This is a genomic window from Nonomuraea sp. NPDC003804 (assembly GCF_040610675.1).
In the GTDB taxonomy this organism is placed as follows: Bacteria; Actinomycetota; Actinomycetes; order Streptosporangiales; family Streptosporangiaceae; genus Nonomuraea.
In genome coordinates, this window is record NZ_JBEXMT010000029.1 from 97,904 (window position 1) to 117,812 (window position 19,909).

19 protein-coding genes, 1 tRNA gene and 1 riboswitch are annotated in these 19,909 nt (G+C 70.5%); of the genes, 8 read left to right on the top strand and 12 right to left on the bottom strand.

The window, feature by feature from the left end; translation table 11 throughout:
- Positions 1-37: 37 nt before the first annotated feature.
- Genes ABZX22_RS33425 through ABZX22_RS33450 form a run of 6 tightly spaced genes read right to left on the bottom strand, consistent with a single transcriptional unit; the run spans position 38 to position 6,828 of the window.
- Positions 38-1,495, bottom strand: coding sequence for a serine/threonine-protein kinase (locus ABZX22_RS33425; protein ID WP_354916980.1), 1,458 nt, complete (start codon positions 1,493-1,495; stop codon positions 38-40).
- Positions 1,492-2,949 (bottom strand): penicillin-binding transpeptidase domain-containing protein, encoded by a 1,458-nt coding sequence (locus ABZX22_RS33430; RefSeq protein ID WP_354916983.1) that lies wholly within the window; start codon positions 2,947-2,949, stop codon positions 1,492-1,494. The genes ABZX22_RS33425 and ABZX22_RS33430 overlap by 4 nt, the downstream gene beginning before the upstream one ends.
- Entirely contained in the window at positions 2,946-4,295 is a 1,350-nt protein-coding gene (locus ABZX22_RS33435; protein WP_354917108.1) for an FtsW/RodA/SpoVE family cell cycle protein, read from the bottom strand. Before ABZX22_RS33435 ends, ABZX22_RS33430 begins: the two co-directional genes overlap by 4 nt.
- A gap of 30 nt (positions 4,296-4,325) precedes the next feature.
- Positions 4,326-5,603, bottom strand: a complete 1,278-nt coding sequence (locus ABZX22_RS33440; RefSeq protein WP_354916986.1) for a Stp1/IreP family PP2C-type Ser/Thr phosphatase — start codon at positions 5,601-5,603, stop codon at positions 4,326-4,328.
- On the bottom strand, positions 5,600-6,070 hold the full coding sequence (locus ABZX22_RS33445) for an FHA domain-containing protein (RefSeq protein WP_354916989.1): 471 nt from the start codon (positions 6,068-6,070) through the stop codon (positions 5,600-5,602). Before ABZX22_RS33445 ends, ABZX22_RS33440 begins: the two co-directional genes overlap by 4 nt.
- Positions 6,071-6,087: 17 nt before the next feature.
- A complete protein-coding gene (locus ABZX22_RS33450; RefSeq protein ID WP_354916992.1) occupies positions 6,088-6,828 on the bottom strand; it encodes a DUF3662 and FHA domain-containing protein in 741 nt (246 codons plus the stop codon).
- Between the two features lie 162 nt (positions 6,829-6,990).
- On the opposite strand from ABZX22_RS33450, the gene ABZX22_RS33455 reads away from it, so the two are divergent.
- Positions 6,991-7,073 (top strand) — tRNA-Leu (locus tag ABZX22_RS33455).
- Between the two features lie 297 nt (positions 7,074-7,370).
- On the opposite strand, the gene ABZX22_RS33460 is transcribed toward ABZX22_RS33455, so the two are convergent.
- Together ABZX22_RS33460 and ABZX22_RS33465 are read right to left on the bottom strand one after the other, a co-directional pair.
- Positions 7,371-8,390: a hemolysin family protein gene (locus ABZX22_RS33460; protein WP_354916995.1), complete on the bottom strand. Its 1,020-nt coding sequence runs from the start codon at positions 8,388-8,390 to the stop codon at positions 7,371-7,373.
- Complete coding sequence (locus ABZX22_RS33465) at positions 8,387-9,718, bottom strand: hemolysin family protein (protein WP_354916998.1); 1,332 nt, start codon at positions 9,716-9,718, stop codon at positions 8,387-8,389. The genes ABZX22_RS33460 and ABZX22_RS33465 overlap by 4 nt, the downstream gene beginning before the upstream one ends.
- A 242-nt stretch (positions 9,719-9,960) precedes the next feature.
- Between ABZX22_RS33465 and ABZX22_RS33470 the strand changes: the two genes are divergently transcribed.
- Positions 9,961-11,199 carry an LCP family protein gene (locus ABZX22_RS33470; protein ID WP_354917001.1) on the top strand — a complete coding sequence of 413 codons (1,239 nt, stop codon included), beginning with the start codon at positions 9,961-9,963 and terminating at the stop codon, positions 11,197-11,199.
- 65 nt (positions 11,200-11,264) lie between these two features.
- Here the strand turns inward: ABZX22_RS33470 and ABZX22_RS33475 are convergent, their stop codons facing one another.
- The gene (locus ABZX22_RS33475) at positions 11,265-11,924 is read right to left on the bottom strand and encodes a GPP34 family phosphoprotein (RefSeq protein WP_354917004.1); all 660 of its coding nucleotides are present in this window, start codon (positions 11,922-11,924) and stop codon (positions 11,265-11,267) included.
- Positions 11,925-11,990: 66 nt separating this feature from the next.
- Between ABZX22_RS33475 and ABZX22_RS33480 the strand changes: the two genes are divergently transcribed.
- The 3 genes from ABZX22_RS33480 to ABZX22_RS33490 all read left to right on the top strand — a co-directional run bounded on the left by ABZX22_RS33480 (position 11,991) and on the right by ABZX22_RS33490 (position 14,216).
- Positions 11,991-12,581, top strand: coding sequence for a DM13 domain-containing protein (locus ABZX22_RS33480; RefSeq protein ID WP_354917007.1), 591 nt, complete (start codon positions 11,991-11,993; stop codon positions 12,579-12,581).
- A gap of 10 nt (positions 12,582-12,591) precedes the next feature.
- Positions 12,592-13,197 (top strand): TenA family protein, encoded by a 606-nt coding sequence (locus ABZX22_RS33485; RefSeq protein WP_354917010.1) that lies wholly within the window; start codon positions 12,592-12,594, stop codon positions 13,195-13,197.
- A 140-nt stretch (positions 13,198-13,337) separates the two neighbouring features.
- Entirely contained in the window at positions 13,338-14,216 is an 879-nt protein-coding gene (locus ABZX22_RS33490; RefSeq protein WP_354917013.1) for a DNA-formamidopyrimidine glycosylase family protein, read from the top strand.
- A gap of 6 nt (positions 14,217-14,222) precedes the next feature.
- Here ABZX22_RS33490 and ABZX22_RS33495 read toward each other — a convergent pair whose 3' ends face one another.
- Positions 14,223-14,543 (bottom strand): rhodanese-like domain-containing protein, encoded by a 321-nt coding sequence (locus ABZX22_RS33495; protein WP_354917015.1) that lies wholly within the window; start codon positions 14,541-14,543, stop codon positions 14,223-14,225.
- Positions 14,544-14,834: 291 nt separating this feature from the next.
- A riboswitch (TPP riboswitch) is annotated at positions 14,835-14,949 on the top strand.
- On the opposite strand from ABZX22_RS33495, the gene ABZX22_RS33500 reads away from it, so the two are divergent.
- Positions 14,940-16,295 carry a cytosine permease gene (locus ABZX22_RS33500; protein WP_354917018.1) on the top strand — a complete coding sequence of 452 codons (1,356 nt, stop codon included), beginning with the start codon at positions 14,940-14,942 and terminating at the stop codon, positions 16,293-16,295. (Overlaps the previous riboswitch by 10 nt.)
- Here the strand turns inward: ABZX22_RS33500 and ABZX22_RS33505 are convergent.
- Positions 16,292-16,834, bottom strand: coding sequence for a methylated-DNA--[protein]-cysteine S-methyltransferase (locus ABZX22_RS33505; protein ID WP_354917021.1), 543 nt, complete (start codon positions 16,832-16,834; stop codon positions 16,292-16,294). The two genes, ABZX22_RS33500 and ABZX22_RS33505, sit on opposite strands and share 4 nt — an antisense overlap.
- Positions 16,835-16,896: 62 nt before the next feature.
- Between ABZX22_RS33505 and ABZX22_RS33510 the strand changes: the two genes are divergently transcribed.
- Entirely contained in the window at positions 16,897-18,735 is a 1,839-nt protein-coding gene (locus tag ABZX22_RS33510) for a PAS domain S-box protein (protein WP_354917024.1), read from the top strand.
- A gap of 141 nt (positions 18,736-18,876) precedes the next feature.
- A complete protein-coding gene (locus ABZX22_RS33515) occupies positions 18,877-19,305 on the top strand; it encodes an ATP-binding protein (RefSeq protein WP_354917027.1) in 429 nt (142 codons plus the stop codon).
- Here the strand turns inward: ABZX22_RS33515 and yidC are convergent.
- Positions 19,275-19,889: a membrane protein insertase YidC gene (yidC, locus tag ABZX22_RS33520; protein ID WP_354917031.1), complete on the bottom strand. Its 615-nt coding sequence runs from the start codon at positions 19,887-19,889 to the stop codon at positions 19,275-19,277. The genes ABZX22_RS33515 and yidC overlap by 31 nt on opposite strands.
- Positions 19,890-19,909: the final 20 nt, after the last annotated feature.

Genomic DNA, 19,909 nt, shown 5'->3' on the forward strand with positions numbered 1-19,909 from the left:
GCGGGCCGCCAGTGTCCATCATCGACCCCGCGACGCATCACGTCTCCTCGTTCGGCGGGATGGTTTCGCCCGGATCGGGGGAGCCAGTTGGTGTCACTGTTGGCGTCGGGGTGGGGGTGGGCGTTGGTGTGGGCGTCGGGGTCGGGGTCGGGGTCGGCTTTGGCGTCTTCGTCGTCGTCGGCCGCTGCGTGGGAGTGGCCGACGTGCTTACCGTAGCTGACCGTGAGGGTACCGGCCGAGCGGTCTTCGGCGGAACCGTGGCGGGCCGGCGTGACGGTGTCTTGGTCCTGCTCGGCTTCATGGACGGAGTGCTTTCCACAGTTTGTGTGGGTTCCGTCACGTTGGGGGTTTCGCCAAGGCCGTAATTGGCGATAGCGAACGCCCCGAGCCCGACCGCCGCGGCGCAACCCGCCGTCGCGACCAGCACCGTGGTGCGCCGCCTGCGCCGCCGCACGGGCTCGGAGATCCGCGTGTGCGCGCCCCACCGCCCCGTGTCGTCCCCGTACGGCCCGCCCACGCCGGGAGGCACCGGCGTCGGCGTGCCGCCGTACGGCTCGGCGGGCTCGATGACCGTCTCGGGCGAGCCGCCGACCGGACCCTGGCCGGTCCGCTGGTCGACGCGGAACCCGGCCGGATCGGTCAGCATGCGCAGCTCGGTGCCGAAGTCGTCGGCGCCCAGCATCGTCTGGCGCAGCGCGAGAGCCCGGTCGGCCAGCTCCCGCGCGCTCGCGGGACGCCTCGACGACTCCTTCGACAGCAGCTCCATGACCAGGCCGCGCACCGGCGCCGGGATCGAGGCGTCCAGCGGCGGGGGAGCCGCGCTGAGGTGCTGGAGCGCGATCGCCACCTGGCTGTCGGCATGGAAGGGCGTGCTGCCGGCCAGGCACTCGTAAGCCACCACGCCGAGCGAGTAGAGGTCGGTCGAGGGCGTCAGCGGCAGACCCTGCGCCTGCTCGGGGCTGACGTACTGGGCCGTGCCGAGCACGGTGCCCGTCTGCGTGACGGGCGCGGCCTCCATCGCGCGGGCGATGCCGAAGTCGGTGACCTTGATCGTGCCCTCGCGGGTGACCAGCAGGTTGCCCGGCTTGATGTCGCGGTGGATGATGCCCGCCGCGTGCGCCGCCTGCAGCGCCTTGGCGGTCTGGTGGATCACGTCGAGCGCCACCTCGGGGCCGAGCGCGCCGTTGCGCGCCAGGATGACCGACAGCGACTCTCCCGGCACCAGTTCCATCACCAGGTAGGCCAGGTCGCTCTGCTCGCCGTAGTCGAAGACCTGGGCGATGCCGGGATCGGACAGGCCCGCGGTGATCCTGGCCTCGTTGCGGAAGCGGGCGAGGAAGGACGAGTCGGCCGCCACACCGCCCCGCATGAGCTTGACGGCGACCTCGCGGCCGAGCAGTTCGTCCTTGCCGCGCCAGACCTCGCCCATGCCGCCGACGGCGATGCGCGACACCAGGAGGTAGCGCTCGCCGAGCCGGCGACTGGGGGAGGTCACTTCGCGAGCACCGCCTCCATCACGGCCTTCGCGATGGGAGCCGCGGTCTGGCCACCGGAGGCCTCGGTGCCCGCGCTGCCGGACTCGACGATGACCGCCACCGCGACCTGCGGGTCCTGGGCGGGCGCGAAGGAGATGAACCAGGCGTGCGGCGCCTTGCCCGGCGTGGTCTGCGCGGTGCCGGTCTTGCCGCCCACCTCGACGCCCGGGATCTGGGCGCGGTTGGCGGTGCCGTTGTTGACGACGCTGACCATCATCTGCCTGAGCTTGGCCGCGGTCTCGGAGCTGACCGCCTCGGACAGTTCCTCGGGCTCGGCCTCGTCGATGGTGTCGTTCTTGGCGTCGGTGATCTTCTGCACCAGGTACGGTCGCATGACCTTGCCGTCGTTGGCGATGCCGGCGGCCACCATCGCCATCTCCAGCGGCGTCATCTGGTTGCTGCGCTGGCCGATCGAGGCCTGGGCGAGCGCGGCGGCGTCCTCCTTGGGGCCGACGTTGCTCTCGGAGACCTCCATCGGGACGGACAGCGGCTCACCGACGCCGAACTTCGCGGCCTGCTCGGCCATCCGGTCGTAGCCGAGGTCCATGCCGATCTTGCCGAACGGCGTGTTGCACGAGCGCTCCAGCGCGTACACCAGCGGCACCTGGCCGCCACCGCAGGCCGCGCCGCCCGAGTTGGGCAGGTCGGCGGTGGTGTTGGGCAGGTCGAGCACCTGGGGGGCCGGCACGATGGTCTGCCCGTCGCGGCTGGAGTCGTCCTCGAGGAACGCCGCCGCCGTCACCACCTTGTAGGTGGAGCCGGGCGGGTAGGTGCGGTTGATCGCCCGGTTGACCAGCGGACCGTTGGTCTTGTCCTTGTCGAGCTTGTTGTAGGCGGCGAAGACCGTCCCCTTGTCGGTGCCCGACAGCACGTTCGGGTCGTAGGTGGGCAGCGACACCATGGCCAGGATCGCGCCGGTCTTCGGGTTGAGCGCGACGACCGCGCCCCGCTTGCCGCTGGCCGCCAGCGCCTCGTGGCCCGCCTTCTGCGCCTTCGGGTTGATCGTCACCTCGACGTTGGCGCCGCGCGTCGGCTCGCCGGTGAACAGGTCGATGCTCCTGCGCAGCAGCAGGTCGGGGTGGCTGGCGTCGAGGTAGCCGTTGGTGGCGCGCTCGATCGCCGACTCGCTCTCCGGGGAGAAGTAGCCGGTGACGTGCGCGAAGACCTTCCCGTCCGGGTACTCACGGACGAAGCGGAAGTTGCCCTTCTTTTGCTCGACCGACTGCGCGAGGATCGTGCCGCCCGCGGTGATGCGGCCGCGCTGCACCTCGTAGCGCTCGAAGAAGTTGCGCTTGTTCCTGGCGTCGTCGTTCAGGCTCTCGGCCTTGAGGGCCTGCACGTAGTTGACGTTCAGCATGAGCAGCCCGAACATGACGAGACACGCCACGGCCGCGCGCTTGAGAGGCCCGTTCATCGCTGGAACACCTGCGTCAGTCCTTCGTCCTGGATCGCCTGGGGTGGGGGGCGTCGGGCGGCATCAGACATGCGTACCAGAAGGGCGATAAGGATCCAGTTAGCCAGCAGCGCCGAACCGCCCTGCGACATGAACGGCGTGACGAGACCCGTCAGCGGGATGAGGCCGGTGACGCCGCCGACGATGATGAAGATCTGCCAGGCGAGGATGAACGACAGGCCGCCGGCCAGCAGCTTGGAGAACGGGTCGCGGGCCGCGATCGCGGTGCGCAGGCCGCGCTCCACGATGAGCGCGTAGATGAGCAGCAGCGCCATCAGCCCGGTGAGGCCGAGTTCCTCGCCCACGGCGGTGAAGATGAAGTCGGAGAAGGCGAGCGGGATCTCCTTGGGGTGGCCCTGGCCGAGCCCCGTGCCCAGGATGCCGCCCGCGCCCAAGCCGTACAGCCCCTGCATGAGCTGGTAGCTGCCGCCGAACGGGCGGTCGTAGTACGCGGGGTTGGCGGGGTCCAGCCACACGTCGAACCGGTCGCCCACGTGGCTGAAGAGCTGGCCGGCGATGTAGGCGCCGCCGACGAACAGCAGCACGCCGATCAGCACCCATGAGGTGCGCTGCGTGGCGATGTAGAGCATCACGACGAAGCCGCCGAACAGCAGCAGGGAGGAGCCCAGGTCACGCTGCAGCACCAGGACGCCGATCGCGACGGCCCAGGTGATCAGGATGGGGCCGAGGTCGCGGGCGCGTGGCAGGTCGATGAACAGCAGCCGCCGCCCGGCCAGCGCGAGGACGTCGCGCTTGGCCACCAGGTAACCGGCGAAGAAGATCACCAGCGCCAGCTTGGCGAACTCGGCGGGCTGGATGCTGAAGCCGCCGACGCCGATCCAGATGCGGGCGCCGTTGATGGTCTTGCCGAGCCCCGGGGTGAGCGGGGAGATCAGCAGGACCAGGCCCACGAGGCCCGCGGTGTAGGTGAGACGTTGCAGGGCACGGTGGTCGCGCAGCACGATCAACGTCACGGTGAAGAGCACCACGCCGACGCCGGTCATGACGATCTGGTTGGTGGCGGACGCGCCCTCCTGCCCGGCCACCTCCAGCCGGTAGATCATCACCAGGCCGAGGCCGTTGACGAGGGTGACCAGGGGCAGGATGAGGGGGTCCGCCCACGGGGCGAACTTGGCCAGGACGAGGTAGGCGACCAGCATCAGGCCACCGAGGCTGAGGCCGTACGTCAGCATGCCGGCGGGGATGGCGCCGTCGACGGCCAGGCCGACGTTGGCGTAGGCCCCCATGACGATCGCCACGGCTCCGGCCAGCATGAACAGCTGGACGGCACGCCGCTTGGCGGGCATGGGGACGGGGGTCGCGACCACTTCGCTCACCTACTGGGACCTCGTCTTGGTCGGGGTTGATGACGGGGTGACCGAGGGCTTCGGCTCGGTGGCGTTGAGACTGAACGTCAGGCTGTTGATCTTCTCGAGGCCCTCGTCCTCGTCGGCGACCTTGATGCCGTCCTTCACCAGAGCCTGTTCGGTGGAGGACAGGTCGGAGACCTTGCGACCGGTGGGCTTGACCACCTCGAAGAACTGGATGGGGCCCACCTCCTGCTGCACTCCGCGATAAACGACCACCTCGTCGCCCCTTGCTCCGACGAAGTACTGGTCCTGAACCCATTGCCAGCCGAAGAAGCCGCCGACACCGGCGGCCACCCCGGCCACACCGAGCACGGAGACCAGCACGGGCCACACGCGACGGCGCCTGACGGCTCGCCCCGACGCCTCGGCGCCGTCGTAGTCGTCATCGTCGTCGGTGATCACCGGCTGGGGTGCGGTCGCCGCGCTCACTCGCCCCGCCGGCGCCCCGGGGGAACCCGCCCGGAGCCGGTTGGAGCCGGCCGCGCCGACCACCGCCGCCTCCGTGGGCACCTGTACGCCCTCGGTGAGGTCGACCACGTCGGCGAGCACGCAGGTGATGTTGTCGGGGCCGCCGCCTCTGTTGGCCAGGTCGATGAGCTGGCGCACGACCTCCTCGGGGTCGTCGATGTTGGTGAGCGTCGCGTGCAGAGTCTCGGCGCTCACCACCCCCGACAACCCGTCGGAGCAGAGCAGGTAGCGGTCGCCGAGCTGAGCCTCACGCAGGGTGAGGTCGGGATCGACCTCGCCGCTGCCGTCGAGGGCCCGCAGCAGGATCGACCGCTGCGGGTGCGTCGCCGCCTCCTCGGGGGTGATCCGCCCGTCGTCGACCAGCTGCTGGACGAGCGTGTGGTCGTGGGTGATCTGGTAGAGCTCCCCGCGTCTGAGCAGGTAGGCGCGCGAGTCGCCGACGTGCACCAGCGCGACCTGGGTGCCGTTCCAGAGCATCGCGGTGAGAGTGGTGCCCATGCCCTTGAGGCTGGGATCCCGCCCGACCATCTCGTGGAGCTTGCGGTTCGCGTCGCGTACCGCTGCCTCGATGGCGTTGAGCAGGTCACCCCCCTGTTGGCTCTCTTCCAGAGAGGCCATTGCGGCGATGGCGACGGAGCTCGCCACCTCGCCGTGTGCGTGCCCGCCCATGCCGTCGGCGACGGCGAGCAGGCGGCCGCTAGCGTACGCCGAGTCCTCGTTCCCTTCGCGGAGGAGGCCGACGTCCGAGCGGGCGGCGTAGCGGAGTGCGATGGTCATTTGCGCAATTCAATGACTGTCTTGCCGACCCGGATCGGGACACCGAGCGGCACAGGGGTCGGGCGGGTGACTTTCGAGCGGTCGAGATACGTGCCGTTGGTTGAGCCAAGATCTTCCACGATCCACTGACCGTCCTGGGGGAAGAGTCGGGCATGCCGGCTGGAAGCGTAGTCGTCGGTCACGACCAGCGTGGCGTCGTTGGCCCTGCCGATGGTGATGGGCGTCTCCGTGAGGCTGATGGTGGTGCCCTGCAGGGGGCCGCCCGTGACGACCAGCTGGCGTGGCTCCCCCTTCTTGCTCTTGGGTTTGGCGGCGGGCTTGGGGCTCGCCGCCTTGGGCCGGGGCGCGGCCGGAGCCGTACGTGAACCGAACAGGTCCGTCCGGATCACCCCGACTGCGGCAATGACGAAGAACCACAGCACCGCCAGGAAGGCGAGCCGGATCAGCAGCAGCGTGAGCTCGGACATGGACCGTTTGTCTACCTCTAATCGCGCCGGAACACCAGGGTCGTGCGCCCCAGGGTGACACGAGTGCCGTTCTGGAGCTCGATCCTGCGTACCGGCTGGCCGTTGACGAATGTGCCGTTCGTGGAGCCGAGGTCGACGAGCACGACCTGCGGACCCTCGACGCGTAGTTCCGCGTGGTGCCGGGAGACGCCTGGATCGACAAGACGAAGATCGCAGTCGGTGCCTCTCCCGAGCAAGGTCACCGGGGTGGTCAGCTCGTACGAGCGGTCGCCCTGCGGGTCGTCCTGCGTGGAGACCAGCAGTCGCGGCCGGCCGCCGAACGCCCCCGGCCGCGAGGCCGGAAGATCGCTCTTGGGCTGGCGGATCTCGTCCTGCTCGACCGTCGCTCCCCTGATGACGCCCGAGCGGATGCGGAACAGCCCGACCGCGAGGTCGGGGGCCGTCTCGAAACGGACCCGGACCGGTCCCACGAAGGAGTAGCCCTGTTCCTTGGCGTACTCCCTGGCGAGGTTGGCCAGCTCGTGGCTGATGCTGTCGGCGTAGACCTCGAGTCGCTCGGCGTCGGTCGTCGACAGCTCCACCACGAAGTCGTTGGGCACGAGCGTCCGGCCCTGAGCCACGATGGCGGCCCGCTCGTCCATCTCCCGCTGCACCGCGCTGGCGACCTCGACCGGCTGAAGGTCAGATTTGAACGCCCGCGCAAAGGCCCCCTCAACCAAGCCTTCGAGCCTTCGCTCGAAGCGCTGAAGGACTCCCACCGGGTACCTCCCCTCCTCCGTGCATATCGTCGCGGCCGCTGGGGTGCCGGTGGCTCCTGAGTCGCTCTCTTGCACCCAGCTCTTCTCTCCGCGTCTTGATGCGATCGTATCCGGGTTCGGTACCAGCGTCTGATCCGTGCTACTGTTTCTCCGCACCCACAAGGGCGGGTGGCGGAACGGCAGACGCGCACGGTTCAGGTCCGTGTGTCCGAAAGGACGTGAGGGTTCAAATCCCTCCTCGCCCACTCAGGTCCCCGATGTCATCGGTGGACCAACATTGACGAAACAGAGCCCCGGTTCGCAAGAGCCGGGGCTCGTTTTTTGGGTCACGGCCCGCGCCCGCTTGCGAAACGGTATCCGACCTCGCTTGCGAGCCACTTTCAACTCGCTTACACGACCATTTCGTCTTTTCGAATGTTTCGCTCAGAGCTGATTCATCGGGGGGATCGGCGCGTCGCGATGCGGCCGGCGGACTTTGCCCTCTTGTGACACAACTGTGGCCTGGCTCCCCCGGCGCCCATGGGGCGCCGGGGGGATCCGGCTCACGCGGCTCTGGTGTCCAGCAGCTCGCCGAGCAGGTCGCTCAGGCTCACCATGCCGATGACCGACTGGTCGGCCGCGACGACCAGCCCCAGGTGCGCGCGCGCGTCCTGAAGGGCCGCCACGGCCTCGGGAACCTGGGTGACGCACGGCAGGCGCGGCAGCGGCCGCGCCAGCTCCCCGGCGGCGGTCTCCGGGCGCAGTACGGCGTCGCGCGCGTGCAGCACGCCCCTGACGTCGGACCGCGTGCCGACCAGCAGCCGCAGGTGGCCGCTCTTGCCCGCGACCCGCCTGATCTCGCCGGAGCCCGCGTCGGCAGGCACCATGACGACCTGGTCGATCGAGACCATGAGCCGCTCGATGCCCTCGGCCTCCAGCCGCAGCGCCCTGGTCAGCAGGTCGTGCTCGTCACGGTCGAGCAGCCCCATCCGGCCGGACTCGCCGACCAGCATGGCGAGCTGGCGAGGCGTCCTGGTGGTGGCGAGCTCGTCACGGGCGTGCACGCCGAACACGCGCAGGATCAGGTTGGTGAAACCGTTCAGCGCCCACAGCAGCGGGCGCATCAGCCACGTGAAGGCGCGGAAGGGCGCCGTCAGCAGCAGCGCGGCCCTCTCGGGGTGCGTGAGCGCCCACGACTTGGGCGCCATCTCGCCGACGACCATGTGCAGGAACGTGACCAGGGCCAGCGCGATGGTCAGCGAGATCGGCACCCGCAGCCCCTCCGGCATGCCGATCCAGGCGAAGACCGGCTCCAGATAGTGCTCGATCGCGGGCTCGGTCACCATGCCCAGGCCGAGCGTGCACAGCGTGATGCCGAGCTGCGCGCCCGCCAGCATGAGCGACAGCTGCTTGCCGGCCTCGACCGCCGACTTGGCGACGAACCTGGTCAGCTTGCCGCCGCCGGAGGCGATCTCCTCCAGGCGGTGCCTGCGCGCGGAGACGAAGGCGAACTCGGCGGCCACGAACAGCGCGTTGAAGACCAGCAGCGCCGCGCTGAGCAGGAGCAGGACGAGCGGGTTCACCGGCCCACCTCCGCGGGGTGCGGGACGGGGGCCAGCCGTACCCACTCGGGGACCCTGCGCTGCAGCGACAGCACCATGAGCTCGGCCTGCGACTCCTGGGCGTCGTCGCTGAACGGGTCGGCGTCGGCGACGAGCTCCACGGTCACCCTGTCGCCCGGCTCGGCCATCCGGCCCAGCCTGGCCAGCACCAGACCGGCCACGGTGTCGTAGTCGTCGCTCTCGGGCAGCGCGATCCCCGTGGCCCGCTCGACCTCGTCCAGCCGCAGCGTGCCGGGGACGTCCCAGACGCCGCCGGGACGCTCGATTACGCCGACGGGCTCGGGGTCGTTCTCGTCGAGGAGCTCGCCGACCAGTTCCTCGGCCAGGTCCTCGACGGTCAGGACACCGGCCAGCCCGCCGTACTCGTCGATGACGCAGGCGAGGTCGTCCTTGGCGGCGCGCATCTGCTGCAGCACGAGCGGCAGCGGCAGCGAGTCGGGCACGAGCAGCGCGGGCCGGGCGATCGCGCGGACGGGGCCGTCCTGCAGCCCCGAGGCCAGCAGCTCGCGCACGCCCGTCACGCCCACCACGTCGCCGTCGGGGCCGAGCACCGGGTAGCGCGAGTGGCCGCACTCCCTCATCGTCTCGATGAGGTCGGAGATGGTCCGGTCGCCGCGCAGCACGACCACGCGCGGCCTGGGGACCATCGCCTCCTCGGCCGTCCGGTCGCCGAACTCCAGCGCCCGCTCCAGCAGCTCCGACAGCCGCGGGGGCAGCTCACCGGCCTGGGTGGACTCGGCGATGATCCTGGAGAGCTCCTCCGGGGTCGCGCCGTGCTCCACCTCCTCCACCGGCTCCACGCCGAGGCGGCGCAGCAGGCCGGTCGCCGCCGAGTCGAACAGCTTGATGAGCGGGCCCGCGACCGCCAGGTAGGCCACGGTCGAGCGGGCGAGGAACTTGGCCACCGTCTCCGGCTTGGCGATGCCGAGGTTCTTCGGGACGAGCTCGCCCAGCACCATCTGGATCACGGTCGCCACGAAGACGCCGATGGCCACGGAGAAGGCCGCCGGCAGGTCGCCGAGCAGCGGCCGGACGAGCGTGGCGATGGCGGGTTCGGCGAGGAAACCGACGAGCAGGGCCGTGACGGTGATGCCCAGCTGCGCGCCGGAGAGCATGAACGACAGACGCGAGGTGACCTGCAGCGCCCGCTCGGCGGCCGCGTCACCGCCGCTCGCCTGCTCGCGGAGCAGGCCCCTGTCGGCGGCGACGAAGGCGAATTCCTGGGCGACGAAGTAACCGGTCGCCGCGGTGAGAAGAAAGAGGGCGAGGATGCCGAGATAGGCGCTCATTTCGAGCTCGCAGAGGGTCCCGTGCGGATGCACGGGCTAGTACTCCATGGGTCCGGAGCGGACACGATCATCCTTTCGTTCGACGTCGTCCACCAACCGTAACGATCCAGGTCGCGTCAGATGTTTCCGGAGGGACTCCGGCTCTTGTCTGAGTACTTTTCCATGGGAAAACCTTGGCGAGCACTCTGCACTGGTGAGAGCCACGAAGTACCGTCGAACCATACCGAGGGGGAGAAAACGACGTGACCGAGGACGACCGCACCAGGGCCATGCGCTCGCCAGGCGACGGCCGCCCCCTGCCCAGGCGGCAGGAAGGTCAACCCCGTTCGGGCGGCGCGCCCGCGCACCATGTCCCCGGCGCCGAGCCCACCAGGGTGAACGAGCCGCCGTCCCCGCCCCCGCCGCCCTCCTCGTCCCGCGTGTACGGCAAGGCGCGCTCGGGCACCAGCCCCGTCCGCCCCCTGGGCAAGCCGCCGAAGGAACCCAGGGAGCCGCGCGGCCCCCGCGGCCCGCTGCTGGGCGGCCGGATCAAGGGCCGGACGATCCTGATGATCCTCGCCGCCCTGATCGCCGTCCTGCTGGTGCTGGGCGTGGTCGGGTTCTTCTGGATCAACGGGCGGATCCAGGGCATCGACGGCGTCCTCGACGACTACGACGGCCGTCCCGCCGACACCCCCGGCACCAACTGGCTGCTCGTCGGCTCCGACAGCCGCGAGGGCCTGTCGGCGGCCCAGCGCAGGAAGCTCGCCACCGGACGCGCGGTCGGCCGGCGCACCGACTCGATGATGCTGCTGCACATCCCCGAGGGCGGCGACCGGCCCACCCTGGTCAGCCTGCCCCGCGACTCCGCGGTCAGCATTCCCGGCCACGGGCGCAACAAGCTCAACGCGGCCTTCGCCATCGGCGGCCCCCAGCTGCTGACCCGCACGGTCGAGAACGTCACCGGCATCAGGATCGACAACTACATGGAGGTCGGCTTCGCCGGGTTCGTCGGCATCGTCGACGCGGTGGGCGGCGTCGAGATCTGCGTCAAGAACGCGATCAACGACCCCAAGGCCGGGCTCAAGCTCAAGAAGGGCTGCCAGGAGATGGACGGCGGCACCGCCCTCGGCTACGTCCGCACCAGGAAGGGCGGGGCGCTGCCCGACTTCGAGCGGACCAAGCGGCAGCGGCAGTTCCTCGGCGCGGTGGTGAAGAAGGCGGCCAGCCCCGCGGTGCTGATCAACCCGTTCACCTCGATCCCGCTGGCCATCGGCGCCACGGACGCGGTGCGGGTCGACGGCTCGACCGGAGCGTTCGACCTGCTGTCGCTCGGGCTCGCGATGGGCGGCGACCCGATCACGACGGTGGTGCCGTTCGGCGGCAACGAGAACGTCGCGGGCGGGGCCGCGGTCAAGTGGGACACCACGCGGGCCACCCAGCTGTTCGAGGCGCTGAAGGCGGACCAGCCGGTTCCCAAGGACGCGCTGGACAAGGGCTGACCCCGGGGCCGGTGCGCCCGCCGTCGTGACCACCCCGGTGGGGAGGGCGGGTGCCTCGCCCTGAGTCAGCCTGTGGAGCCGCCCGCTGCGGCGCCGATGGCGGCGCTGGTGGCGGCGATCATGATGGCCGCGTTGATGTCGGCGATGGTCTTGGCGACCGCCTCGCCGGCCCACTCGCCGTCGGTGATCTGCTTGATCCGTTCCTTGCTCGCCCCGGGGAAGGCCTTGCGGTCGAGCCTGCACGCGTGCATGACCGCGATCAGCACCGCCGTACGGGGCTCCGGGTCCGCGCCGGCCAGCGCGTTCGCCACCCGCTCGCGAACCTCGGCCTCCACCCCGCCGTCGGCCTCCGGCCAGCGCGTCGTGGGGAAGACGCCGAGCACCTTGCCCCGCTCCTGGGACAGCACGCCGGCGTCGGCGAGCTTGGTCAGCAGGCGGGTCTTCAGCTTGGTGGTGCCGATCTTGGAGACCCACCAGGCGGGCTTGCGCTCCTTGCCGTCCTCCGCGATTCGGGTCAGCGCGGCGTCGAGGTCCGGGTCGCCGGTGCCGGTGGCGTCCTTGACGGCGACCGTCTTCTTCGACAGCTCGATCCGGTCCTGGACGGCCAGCTCGGCGAGGACGGCACCGCCCAGCGCAGCGCCCAGTTCCGCGGAGCCGATCAGCTGCCTGCCGTCCTCCTCGCTGTGGGCGAGCAACAGGACCTCTTCGGCGATGGTGACACTCATATCCTCAAATTACGCCGTAAGGGGTCCGTAAGCGTCGTCAGGCGTGGGGCGTGGTCAGGTGGACCCATGAAGAAGCTCCTCCGCCATCCGCTGACCTGGATCGCCGCGGCGGTGGTCCTCGGGGTCGCGATGTACCTGTTCCAGCCGTGGCGGCTCTTCACCACCGTCGAGGTGGACGAGCCGTTCCCGGAGGCGGCCGTCACGTCCTCGGCGCCGCCCTCGCAGGACCGGCCGTCCCCGGACCGGCCGTCCCCGGATCGGCCGAGCCCTCGGGCGGGAGGTGTCCCGGCGGTGACGGCCCCGGCAACCACCATCCTCATGTCCGGAAATTTCGTGACCCATGAGCACAAGACGTCGGGTGTCGCGAAGGTGCTCAGGCTGCCCGACGGCAGCCGCGTGCTGCGCATCGAGCGCCTGGCCACCTCCGACGGCCCCGACCTGCGCGTATGGCTGAGCGACCAGCCGGTCACCGACTCCTGGCACAACTTCGACGACGGCAGGTACGTGGAGCTCGGCCATCTCAAGGGGAACAAGGGCAACGCCAACTACGCCATCCCCGCCGACACCGACCTCGGCAGCCTGACCAGCGTGTCGATCTGGTGCAAGCGGTTCAGCGTGTCGTTCGGCGCCGCCGCTCTCACCACGGAAAACCGGTAACTTGCCGCATATGTCGATTTCTGCGGAACTGCACGCCACCGGCCGGCCCCTGCTCGACGCGCAACTCGCGCACCCCACCGTCGTGGGCATCGGCAGAGGAGACCTCGAGGAGAAGGTCTTCAAGTCGTGGCTCGAGCAGGACTGGCTGTTCCTGCACGACTACGTGCGCGTGTTCGCCCGGCTGGCGTGGCAGGCACCCGCCGCCCACCTGGGCGACCTGGTCGACCTCGCGCACACCACGTACCACGACGAGCTCTCGCTGCACCGGTCGCTGTCGGCGTCGTTCGACGCGGACCTGGACGGCGCGCGGAAGGGCCCGGCCTGCGCCGCCTACACCGCCTTCCTGCTGGAGTCGGCGGCCGACTACGCCGAGGGCCTGGCCGCGCTGTACCCGTGCATGTGGGGATACTCCACCCTCGGCCGGATCCTCGCCGAGAACAAGCCGGAGGAGCCCCGCTACCGCGCCTGGGTCGACACCTACGCCGACCCCGGGTTCGCCGCGCTGACCGAGCGGATCGCCGGGATGATCGACGAGGCCGCGCCCGACCTCGGCAGGGCGAAGGAACTGTTCACCGAGGGCATGCGGCACGAGCTGGCCTTCTGGGACGTCCCCTGACCCCGGGCCCCGCCGTCCGGGATCGTGGGGGTCAGGAACCCGCCGCTTCCGTCGGGGAGCGGGGTCGGGAGCAGCTTTTCCCTGACGCGGCCCCGGCTCGTCCGAGGGCGCTCGCCGGGGGTGCGCTCTAGTCTGGAGGCATGCCGGAACTTCCCGAAGTGGAGTCGCTGGCCGGCTTCCTGCGCGAGCAGGCGGTCGGCCGTACGATCCTGGCCGTCGACGTGGTCGCCTTCCAGGCGCTCAAGACCTTCGACCCGCCCGTCACCGCGCTCGGCGGGCTGACGGTGACCGGCGTGGCGAGGCACGGCAAGTTCCTCGACCTCGACTGCGACGGCCTCCACCTGGTCACCCACCTGTCGAGGGCGGGGTGGCTGCGCTGGCGCGCCGACCTGTCGGGCGCCAAACCCGTGCGTCCGGGCAAGGGCCCGCTCGCGGTCCGGGTACGGCTGGCGCCCGACGACGACGGCCTGGCGCCCGGCTTCGAGCTGACCGAGGCAGGCACCCAGAAACGTCTGGCCGTCTACGTCGTCAAGGACCCGATGGAGGTGCCCGGCATCGCCTCGCTCGGGCCCGACCCGCTGGTGCCCGAGTTCACCGTCCAGGCGCTGAAGGAGATCGTGGGCGGCAACCGTACCCAGATCAAGGGTCTGCTGAGAGACCAGAAGATCATCGCGGGCATCGGCAACGCCTACTCCGACGAGGTGCTGCACGCGGCCCGGATGTCACCCTTCAAGATGGCGGCCACGCTGACCGACGCGCAGATCGCCGACCTGCACGAGGCGATCGTCACCACGCTGCGGGATGCGGTGGAGCGCGCCCACGGCCTGGCGGCCAAGGACCTGAAGGCGGAGAAGAAGTCGGGGCTGCGCGTCCACAACAGGACGGGGCAGCCGTGCGAGGTGTGCGGCGACACCATCCGCGAGGTGTCGTTCGCCGACTCCTCGCTGCAGTACTGCCCGACCTGTCAGACCGAGGGCAAGATCCTTGCCGACCGGCGGATGTCGAAGCTGCTCAAGTAGACGGCGTCAGGCGACGAACGGCGGCCGGCCGCTCTCACTGACCAGAGGCTTGCCCGCCAGCTCCCACGACTGCATGCCGCCGCCGACGTTGACCGCGTCGCGGCCGATGTGGTTGAGCCACGCGGCGGCGTGCGCGGACCGACCGCCGACCCTGCACACCACGTAGACGGGGCCGGAGGGGAGCTCGTCGACGCGGGCCTGCAGCTCGCCGAGCGGAATGTGGGTGGCGTCGGGGGCGTGGCCCGCCGTCCACTCCTCGGGCTCGCGGACGTCGAGCAGGAAGGCTCCGGCGGGCACGTCGGTGACGTCGATTTCGGGAACGGTCATGTCCCCATTCTCGCGGACCCGCCCCACCACAACCTCCCGGAACTGCGAAGAAAGCGCGGGCCGGGGTTTCTCGGGGAGGCCGGTGCCGGCGTCCGGTCGCGGTTGTAGGGGGCGCGGGCGGGGTCTTCCTGGGTGGCCGGGAGGCCGGTGCGGTGGTGTGGGCGGGTGGTCGGGGCTTCTTCGGGAGGGCCGGTTCGGTGGCGTGGCTTGCGGGAGGGGCGGGCGGGAGGGGCGGGGAGGCGGGGAGGGGGTGGTTGCCAAAAAGGAACGAGATGTAATAATTCGCCTCAAACCAGTAACCGCGGGAGCTCGGGCATGGCCGGGCTGAGAGGGCGACCCCCAGGCGTCGCCGACCGCATGAACCTGTCCGGGTAATGCCGGCGTAGGGAGCGTGCGATGACGCATGTCGTCGATCCGAAGCATGCCGAAGTACCGCTGACCCTCGACCAGGCCCCGCCCAGAACCCTCGGCGTCCTCGACCAGGGCGCCTTCTGGGCCAACCTCGGGGTCAGCCTCCTGGGTTTCTCCTTCGCCCTCTTCCTCATCAACCCTCTCCTCGACGACAACCCGCTGACGATGACCGCCGCGGTCACCGCCACCGTCGTCGGGAGTCTCATCGGCACCGCCATGGTGGGCCTCGCGGCCATCCCCGGCGCCCAGACGGGACAGCCGGCGATGGTGCTGCTCAGGGGCCTGTTCGGGGCGAGGCTGTCCTACGTCCCCACGGTGCTCAACATCATCCAGATGCTCGGGTGGGGTGCCTTCGAGCTGTGGGTCATCGCCATGGGCGCCCAGGCGATCGTCGGCGACGCCGTGCCGTACGCGGTCTGGGTGATCGTGGCGGGCGTGATCACCACCGGGCTGACGATCTACCCGCTCGGTGCGATCAGGCTCATCAGGCGGATCGTCACGATCGGCGTGATCGTCTCGACCGTCTGGTTCGCGGTCGCGCTCCTGCAGCGGGCTCCCGCGCCGACCGGCGGCTCGTGGGACGCCTTCGCCCCCGCCGTCGACTTCGTGATCGCGCTGTCGGTCTCGTGGGTACCGCTGGCCGCCGACTTCGCCCGGCACTCGCGCAGCAGCTCGGCCGCCTTCACCGGCGTGGTGGGCGGTTACACGATCGCCCAGGTGGCGTGCCTGGCCATCGGCGTCTACGCGGTCGCGATCGCCGGCCATGACGCCGTGCTGAACGACCCGACGGCGGTCTTCGGCCCGTTCGTCGCCGCGCCGCTGGGCGCGCTGTTCTTCGGCATCCTGGTGCTGCGCGAGACCGACCAGTCGTTCGCGAACGTCTACTCCACGGCCATGTCGCTGCAGAACCTCATGCCGCGCGTCGACCGGCGCGTCTTCTCGGTGGCTCTCGGCGTCGTGACGATCGGCGTGGCGCTCCTCGTCGACGTCAACTCCTACAGCGCCTTCCTCAGCATCATCGGCGCCGTCTTCGTGCCGATGCTGGGCGTGCTCGTCGTCGACTACTTCCTGCTCGGCAGCGGCAGGACCTGGAACACCGGCGAGCGCGCCCCCTCCCGCTGGATCATGACGGTCCCGTGGGCGCTCGGGTTCTGCGCGTGGTGGCTGCTGGCCGCCCCGTCCACGATCCCGTGGTGGGCCGCGATCTGGGACGGCGCCCGCGCGGCGCTCGGCTTCACCCGCCAGCCGTGGATGAGCGCGGCGCTGGGCGCCTTCCTGGTCGCCGGCCTGGTCACGCTGCTGGTCGGCCTGCTCGGCGGCGCGGTACGGCGGCGCCGCTAGCCTTCGACGCGCAGCAGGCGTTCGAGCGCGGTGGGCCCGCCGGGGTAGCTCTCGCGATCGGCGACCCGGTGGCAGGGCACGATCACGCACACCGGGTTGCCGTTGAGCGCGTTGCTCACCGCGCGCAGCGCCTGCGGCCGTCCGATGCGGGCCGCCAGGTCGCCGGTGGTCGTGGCGGTGCCGTACGGCACCGCCATGGTCATCTGCAGCAGCGTGCGTGCGAACGGCGTGGCCAGCTGCAGGTCGACGGAGACGGTGAAGGCGCGCAGGCGTCTGGAGAAGTAGGCGTCGAGCTCGCGCCGCACCGGGTCGAGGCGGCGCGGGTCGGGCCCGACGAGCCCGCCGACGGCCCGCGAGATCCGCTCGAAGACGGCGTGCTCGTCGTCGAAGCTGCAGGCGACCACGCCCTTGCCGGTCACCGCGAGCACCAGCCTGCCCACGGCGCCGTCGTAGGTGCCGATGGCGACCTCTGGCGGTCGCTCGGGCCGGTAGGTGGGTGAGGTGACCCTCAACAGGGCATCGAGGTCGCCAGCCGACATAGCCCGCAGCGTATCGGACGGATCAGGCCACGGAGCGAGGCCGCCACCGGCACTATGGAAAGGTGGGTGACGAGGAGATCACCGCGGCCGTACTCTCCAGCGCCCCCAACGCGGTCGTCGTGCTCGACAGAGACCAGGCCGTGCTGGCCTGGAACCCTGCGGCGGAGCGGTTGTTCGGGTGGAGTTTCGAGGAGCTGGTCGGGCGGCGCGCGCCGATCGTTCCCGGCGAGCTGACCGCCGAGCACAACGCGGTGCTGGAGCGGGTTCGCACGGGTGGCCAGGTCTCGTTGCGCACCAGGCGCTTCCGCAAGGACGGCACGCTGCTCGACGTGCGGGTCGACACGAGCGCGCTGCTGCAGGGCAACGCGGTGATCGGCTACGTGCACGTCCACCACCCGACCGGCGACGACGTCGCCGCGCACGACCGGTCGGCGCGCAGGGCCATGCTGGTGCGCCGGCTCACCGACGTGGTCGGCGACATCAACGCCGAGCTGGAACTGCCGGCCGTGCTGGACCGGATCGCGGCCAGCCTCACCGAGCTGACGGGAGCCGACGCGGGCGGGTTCGTGCTGATCGAGAAGGAGCGGCTGCGGCTGGTCAGCGCCTACCAGCTGCCCGAGACGCTCAGGGACGCCACCGCGGACCTGCGCAGCAGCCTGGTGGGCAAGCTGCTGCGCACCGGCAGGACCGTCATGCTGGAGTCGCAGGGGCTCGACGACCTGGTGTGGGCGGAATTACCCGGCCTGCACACGATCGCGCTCGGCCTGGCCGCTGTGGGCGGGCGCCCGTACGGGGCGCTCTACGCGTTGTTCGCCGAGCGAAAACCGGGGCCGCTCGAGCTGGAGCTGCTCGAGTTGCTGGCGGGACACGCGGGCATCGCCGTCGGCAACGCGGAGGCCTACCAGGAGGTGCTGCGGCAGCGGGCGCACGAGCGCGCCGTCTTCGACGCCAGCGCCGACGGCATCGCGGTGCTGGACGGGCAGGGGCGGGTCCTGCGGTGGAACCCCGCGGCCGGCCAGCTCACCGGCGTGGCCGCCGACGAGGCGATCGGCAGGCCGCCGCCGTTCCCGCTGCCCGAGCCGGGCCGGAAGCTGACCTTCCAGCTCGAGTCGGGCCGCTGGCTCGACGTGGTCAGCGCGAAGATCGAGGAGACCGGCGAGATGGTGATCGACTTCCGCGACATCACCGCCGCCAAGGAACTGGAGGAGGCCAAGGACCTGTTCCTGGCCACCACCAGCCACGAGCTGCGCACCCCGATCACGATCGTGCGTGGCTTCGCCAGCACGCTCGACTCCCGGTGGGACAAGCTGACCGACCCCGAACGGCGCTCCGCCGTCCACACCATCGCCGAGCGGGCCAGGTCGCTCGGCCAGCTGATGGACCACCTGCTGCTGGGCGCCCGCGCGGGAGCGGAGGAGCTCAAGGTCCGCATCGAGACCTTCAGCGTCGCCGAGCGCATCCGCGCGGCCACGCTCGGGCTGCCGGTGCTGTCCGACGCGCACAGGGTGGAGGTGGTCGTCCCCGAGGGGCTGCCCGACGTCAGGGGCGACGCCCTGGCCACCGACATCGTGCTCGGCCAGCTCCTGGAGAACGCCTTCAAGTACTCACCCGACGGCGGGCTGATCCGCGTCGCGGCGTGGGCGGAGGACGGGCGGGTGGTCGTGGTCGTCGACGACGAGGGCGTCGGCATCGCCCCCGCCGACCGTGACCGAATCTTTGAGAGGTTCGTGCAGGCCGACAGCGGTGACCGGCGCAGATTCGGCGGCGTGGGGCTCGGCCTGTACATCGTGCGAAGTCTGGCCAGGGCGCAAGGGGGCGAGGTCACGGCCCATCCGCGACCCGTCGGAGGCACCCGGATGAGGCTCGTTCTCACTATCGCGCCCGACACACCGAGGCGGTAACGAGCCGGTCACGGATGCCCTGATCTATCGTCCAATGTGTACAAGCCGTGATCGAGACGCGGTTTCTGGGACCGGGTAACGGGGCATTTCGGTCGTACCGGGGGGGTTTCCCTGGGGGGAACTGGGAGCGGGGAGGTGGGTGTGTCGAGCGTCGTGATGTTGCCGTACGCACTGTCCAGCGTCGCCGTCGCACGCCAGCGCCTCTGCACTGACCTGCAAGAGTGGGGGGTCTACGCCGCCGCGATCGATGACGCGGTCCTGGTGGTGAGCGAGCTGCTGAGCAACGCGCTACGGCACGCGCGACCGCTGACCTCCGGCATGGTCAGGGTGGCGTGGCTGTGGAGTGACGATCATGTCGAGGTGGCGGTGAGTGACGGAGGTGCCGCGACCGAGCCGCGCGCGGGCCGTCCGACGCTGTCGTCGCTCGGCGGGCGCGGGCTCGGAATCGTGGAGTACGTCGCGGAGAGCTGGGGGGTGCGACACGAGGGGGAGACGACCACGGTATGGGCCGTGCTCCCTGCCCCGAACGTCGCCAACGGTCAGGTCGCCGCGTTGAAGGAAGCCGGGTAGAGCAGCCGGCGCTCGGCCGCCGTCCAGGCCGTCGAGACCAGCAGGTAGATCCCGGTGGCCAGGGGCAGGAAGGCCGCGGCGAGCACGGTGCCGAACGGCAGCAGCTTCAGGATCCTGAACTGGCCGGCCTCCATGCGGCGGGAGGTGTACCACGCGATCAGCGCGATCAGCGCGATGATCGCCACGAAGGCCAGCGCGGGCGCGCTGACCAGGCCGTACTGCGCGACCACCGTCGCGAGGTGCTGCCCGAGCAGGTCGGTGCCGACCAGCGGGTGGGTGGCGACCTGGTACATCAGCCACAGGAACGGCAGCTGCGCGAAGGCCGGCCCGATGCCGGCGAACGCCGACGTGCCTTCCTTGGCGTACAGGGCGTTGACCTCCTTGCTGAGCCGCTCGGGGTCGCGGCCGTACCGCTCCTGCAGCTTCTTCAGCTCGGGGGCGAGTCTCTGCCGCACCTTGGCGGCCCTGGCCTGGCGCACGCTGAGCGGCAGCAGCAGCAGCCGTACGGCCAGCGTGAACAGCACGATCACCAGCGCGGTGTTACCGCCGAACCCGGTGATGAACATGACGAAAGAATCGATCACCACAACTCCTCGGAGAAAGA

Coding starts and splice junctions, on each gene's coding strand:
- ABZX22_RS33430 (WP_354916983.1), bottom strand. CDS start 2,949: ATGAACGGGCCTCTCAAGCGCGCGGCCGTGGCGTGTCTCGTCATGTTC.
- ABZX22_RS33435 (WP_354917108.1), bottom strand. CDS start 4,295: ATGCCCGCCAAGCGGCGTGCCGTCCAGCTGTTCATGCTGGCCGGAGCC.
- ABZX22_RS33440 (WP_354916986.1), bottom strand. CDS start 5,603: ATGACCATCGCACTCCGCTACGCCGCCCGCTCGGACGTCGGCCTCCTC.
- ABZX22_RS33445 (WP_354916989.1), bottom strand. CDS start 6,070: ATGTCCGAGCTCACGCTGCTGCTGATCCGGCTCGCCTTCCTGGCGGTG.
- ABZX22_RS33465 (WP_354916998.1), bottom strand. CDS start 9,718: ATGAGCGCCTATCTCGGCATCCTCGCCCTCTTTCTTCTCACCGCGGCG.
- ABZX22_RS33475 (WP_354917004.1), bottom strand. CDS start 11,924: ATGAGTGTCACCATCGCCGAAGAGGTCCTGTTGCTCGCCCACAGCGAG.
- ABZX22_RS33480 (WP_354917007.1), top strand. CDS start 11,991: ATGAAGAAGCTCCTCCGCCATCCGCTGACCTGGATCGCCGCGGCGGTG.
- ABZX22_RS33485 (WP_354917010.1), top strand. CDS start 12,592: ATGTCGATTTCTGCGGAACTGCACGCCACCGGCCGGCCCCTGCTCGAC.
- ABZX22_RS33490 (WP_354917013.1), top strand. CDS start 13,338: ATGCCGGAACTTCCCGAAGTGGAGTCGCTGGCCGGCTTCCTGCGCGAG.
- ABZX22_RS33495 (WP_354917015.1), bottom strand. CDS start 14,543: ATGACCGTTCCCGAAATCGACGTCACCGACGTGCCCGCCGGAGCCTTC.
- ABZX22_RS33500 (WP_354917018.1), top strand. CDS start 14,940: ATGACGCATGTCGTCGATCCGAAGCATGCCGAAGTACCGCTGACCCTC.
- ABZX22_RS33505 (WP_354917021.1), bottom strand. CDS start 16,834: ATGTCGGCTGGCGACCTCGATGCCCTGTTGAGGGTCACCTCACCCACC.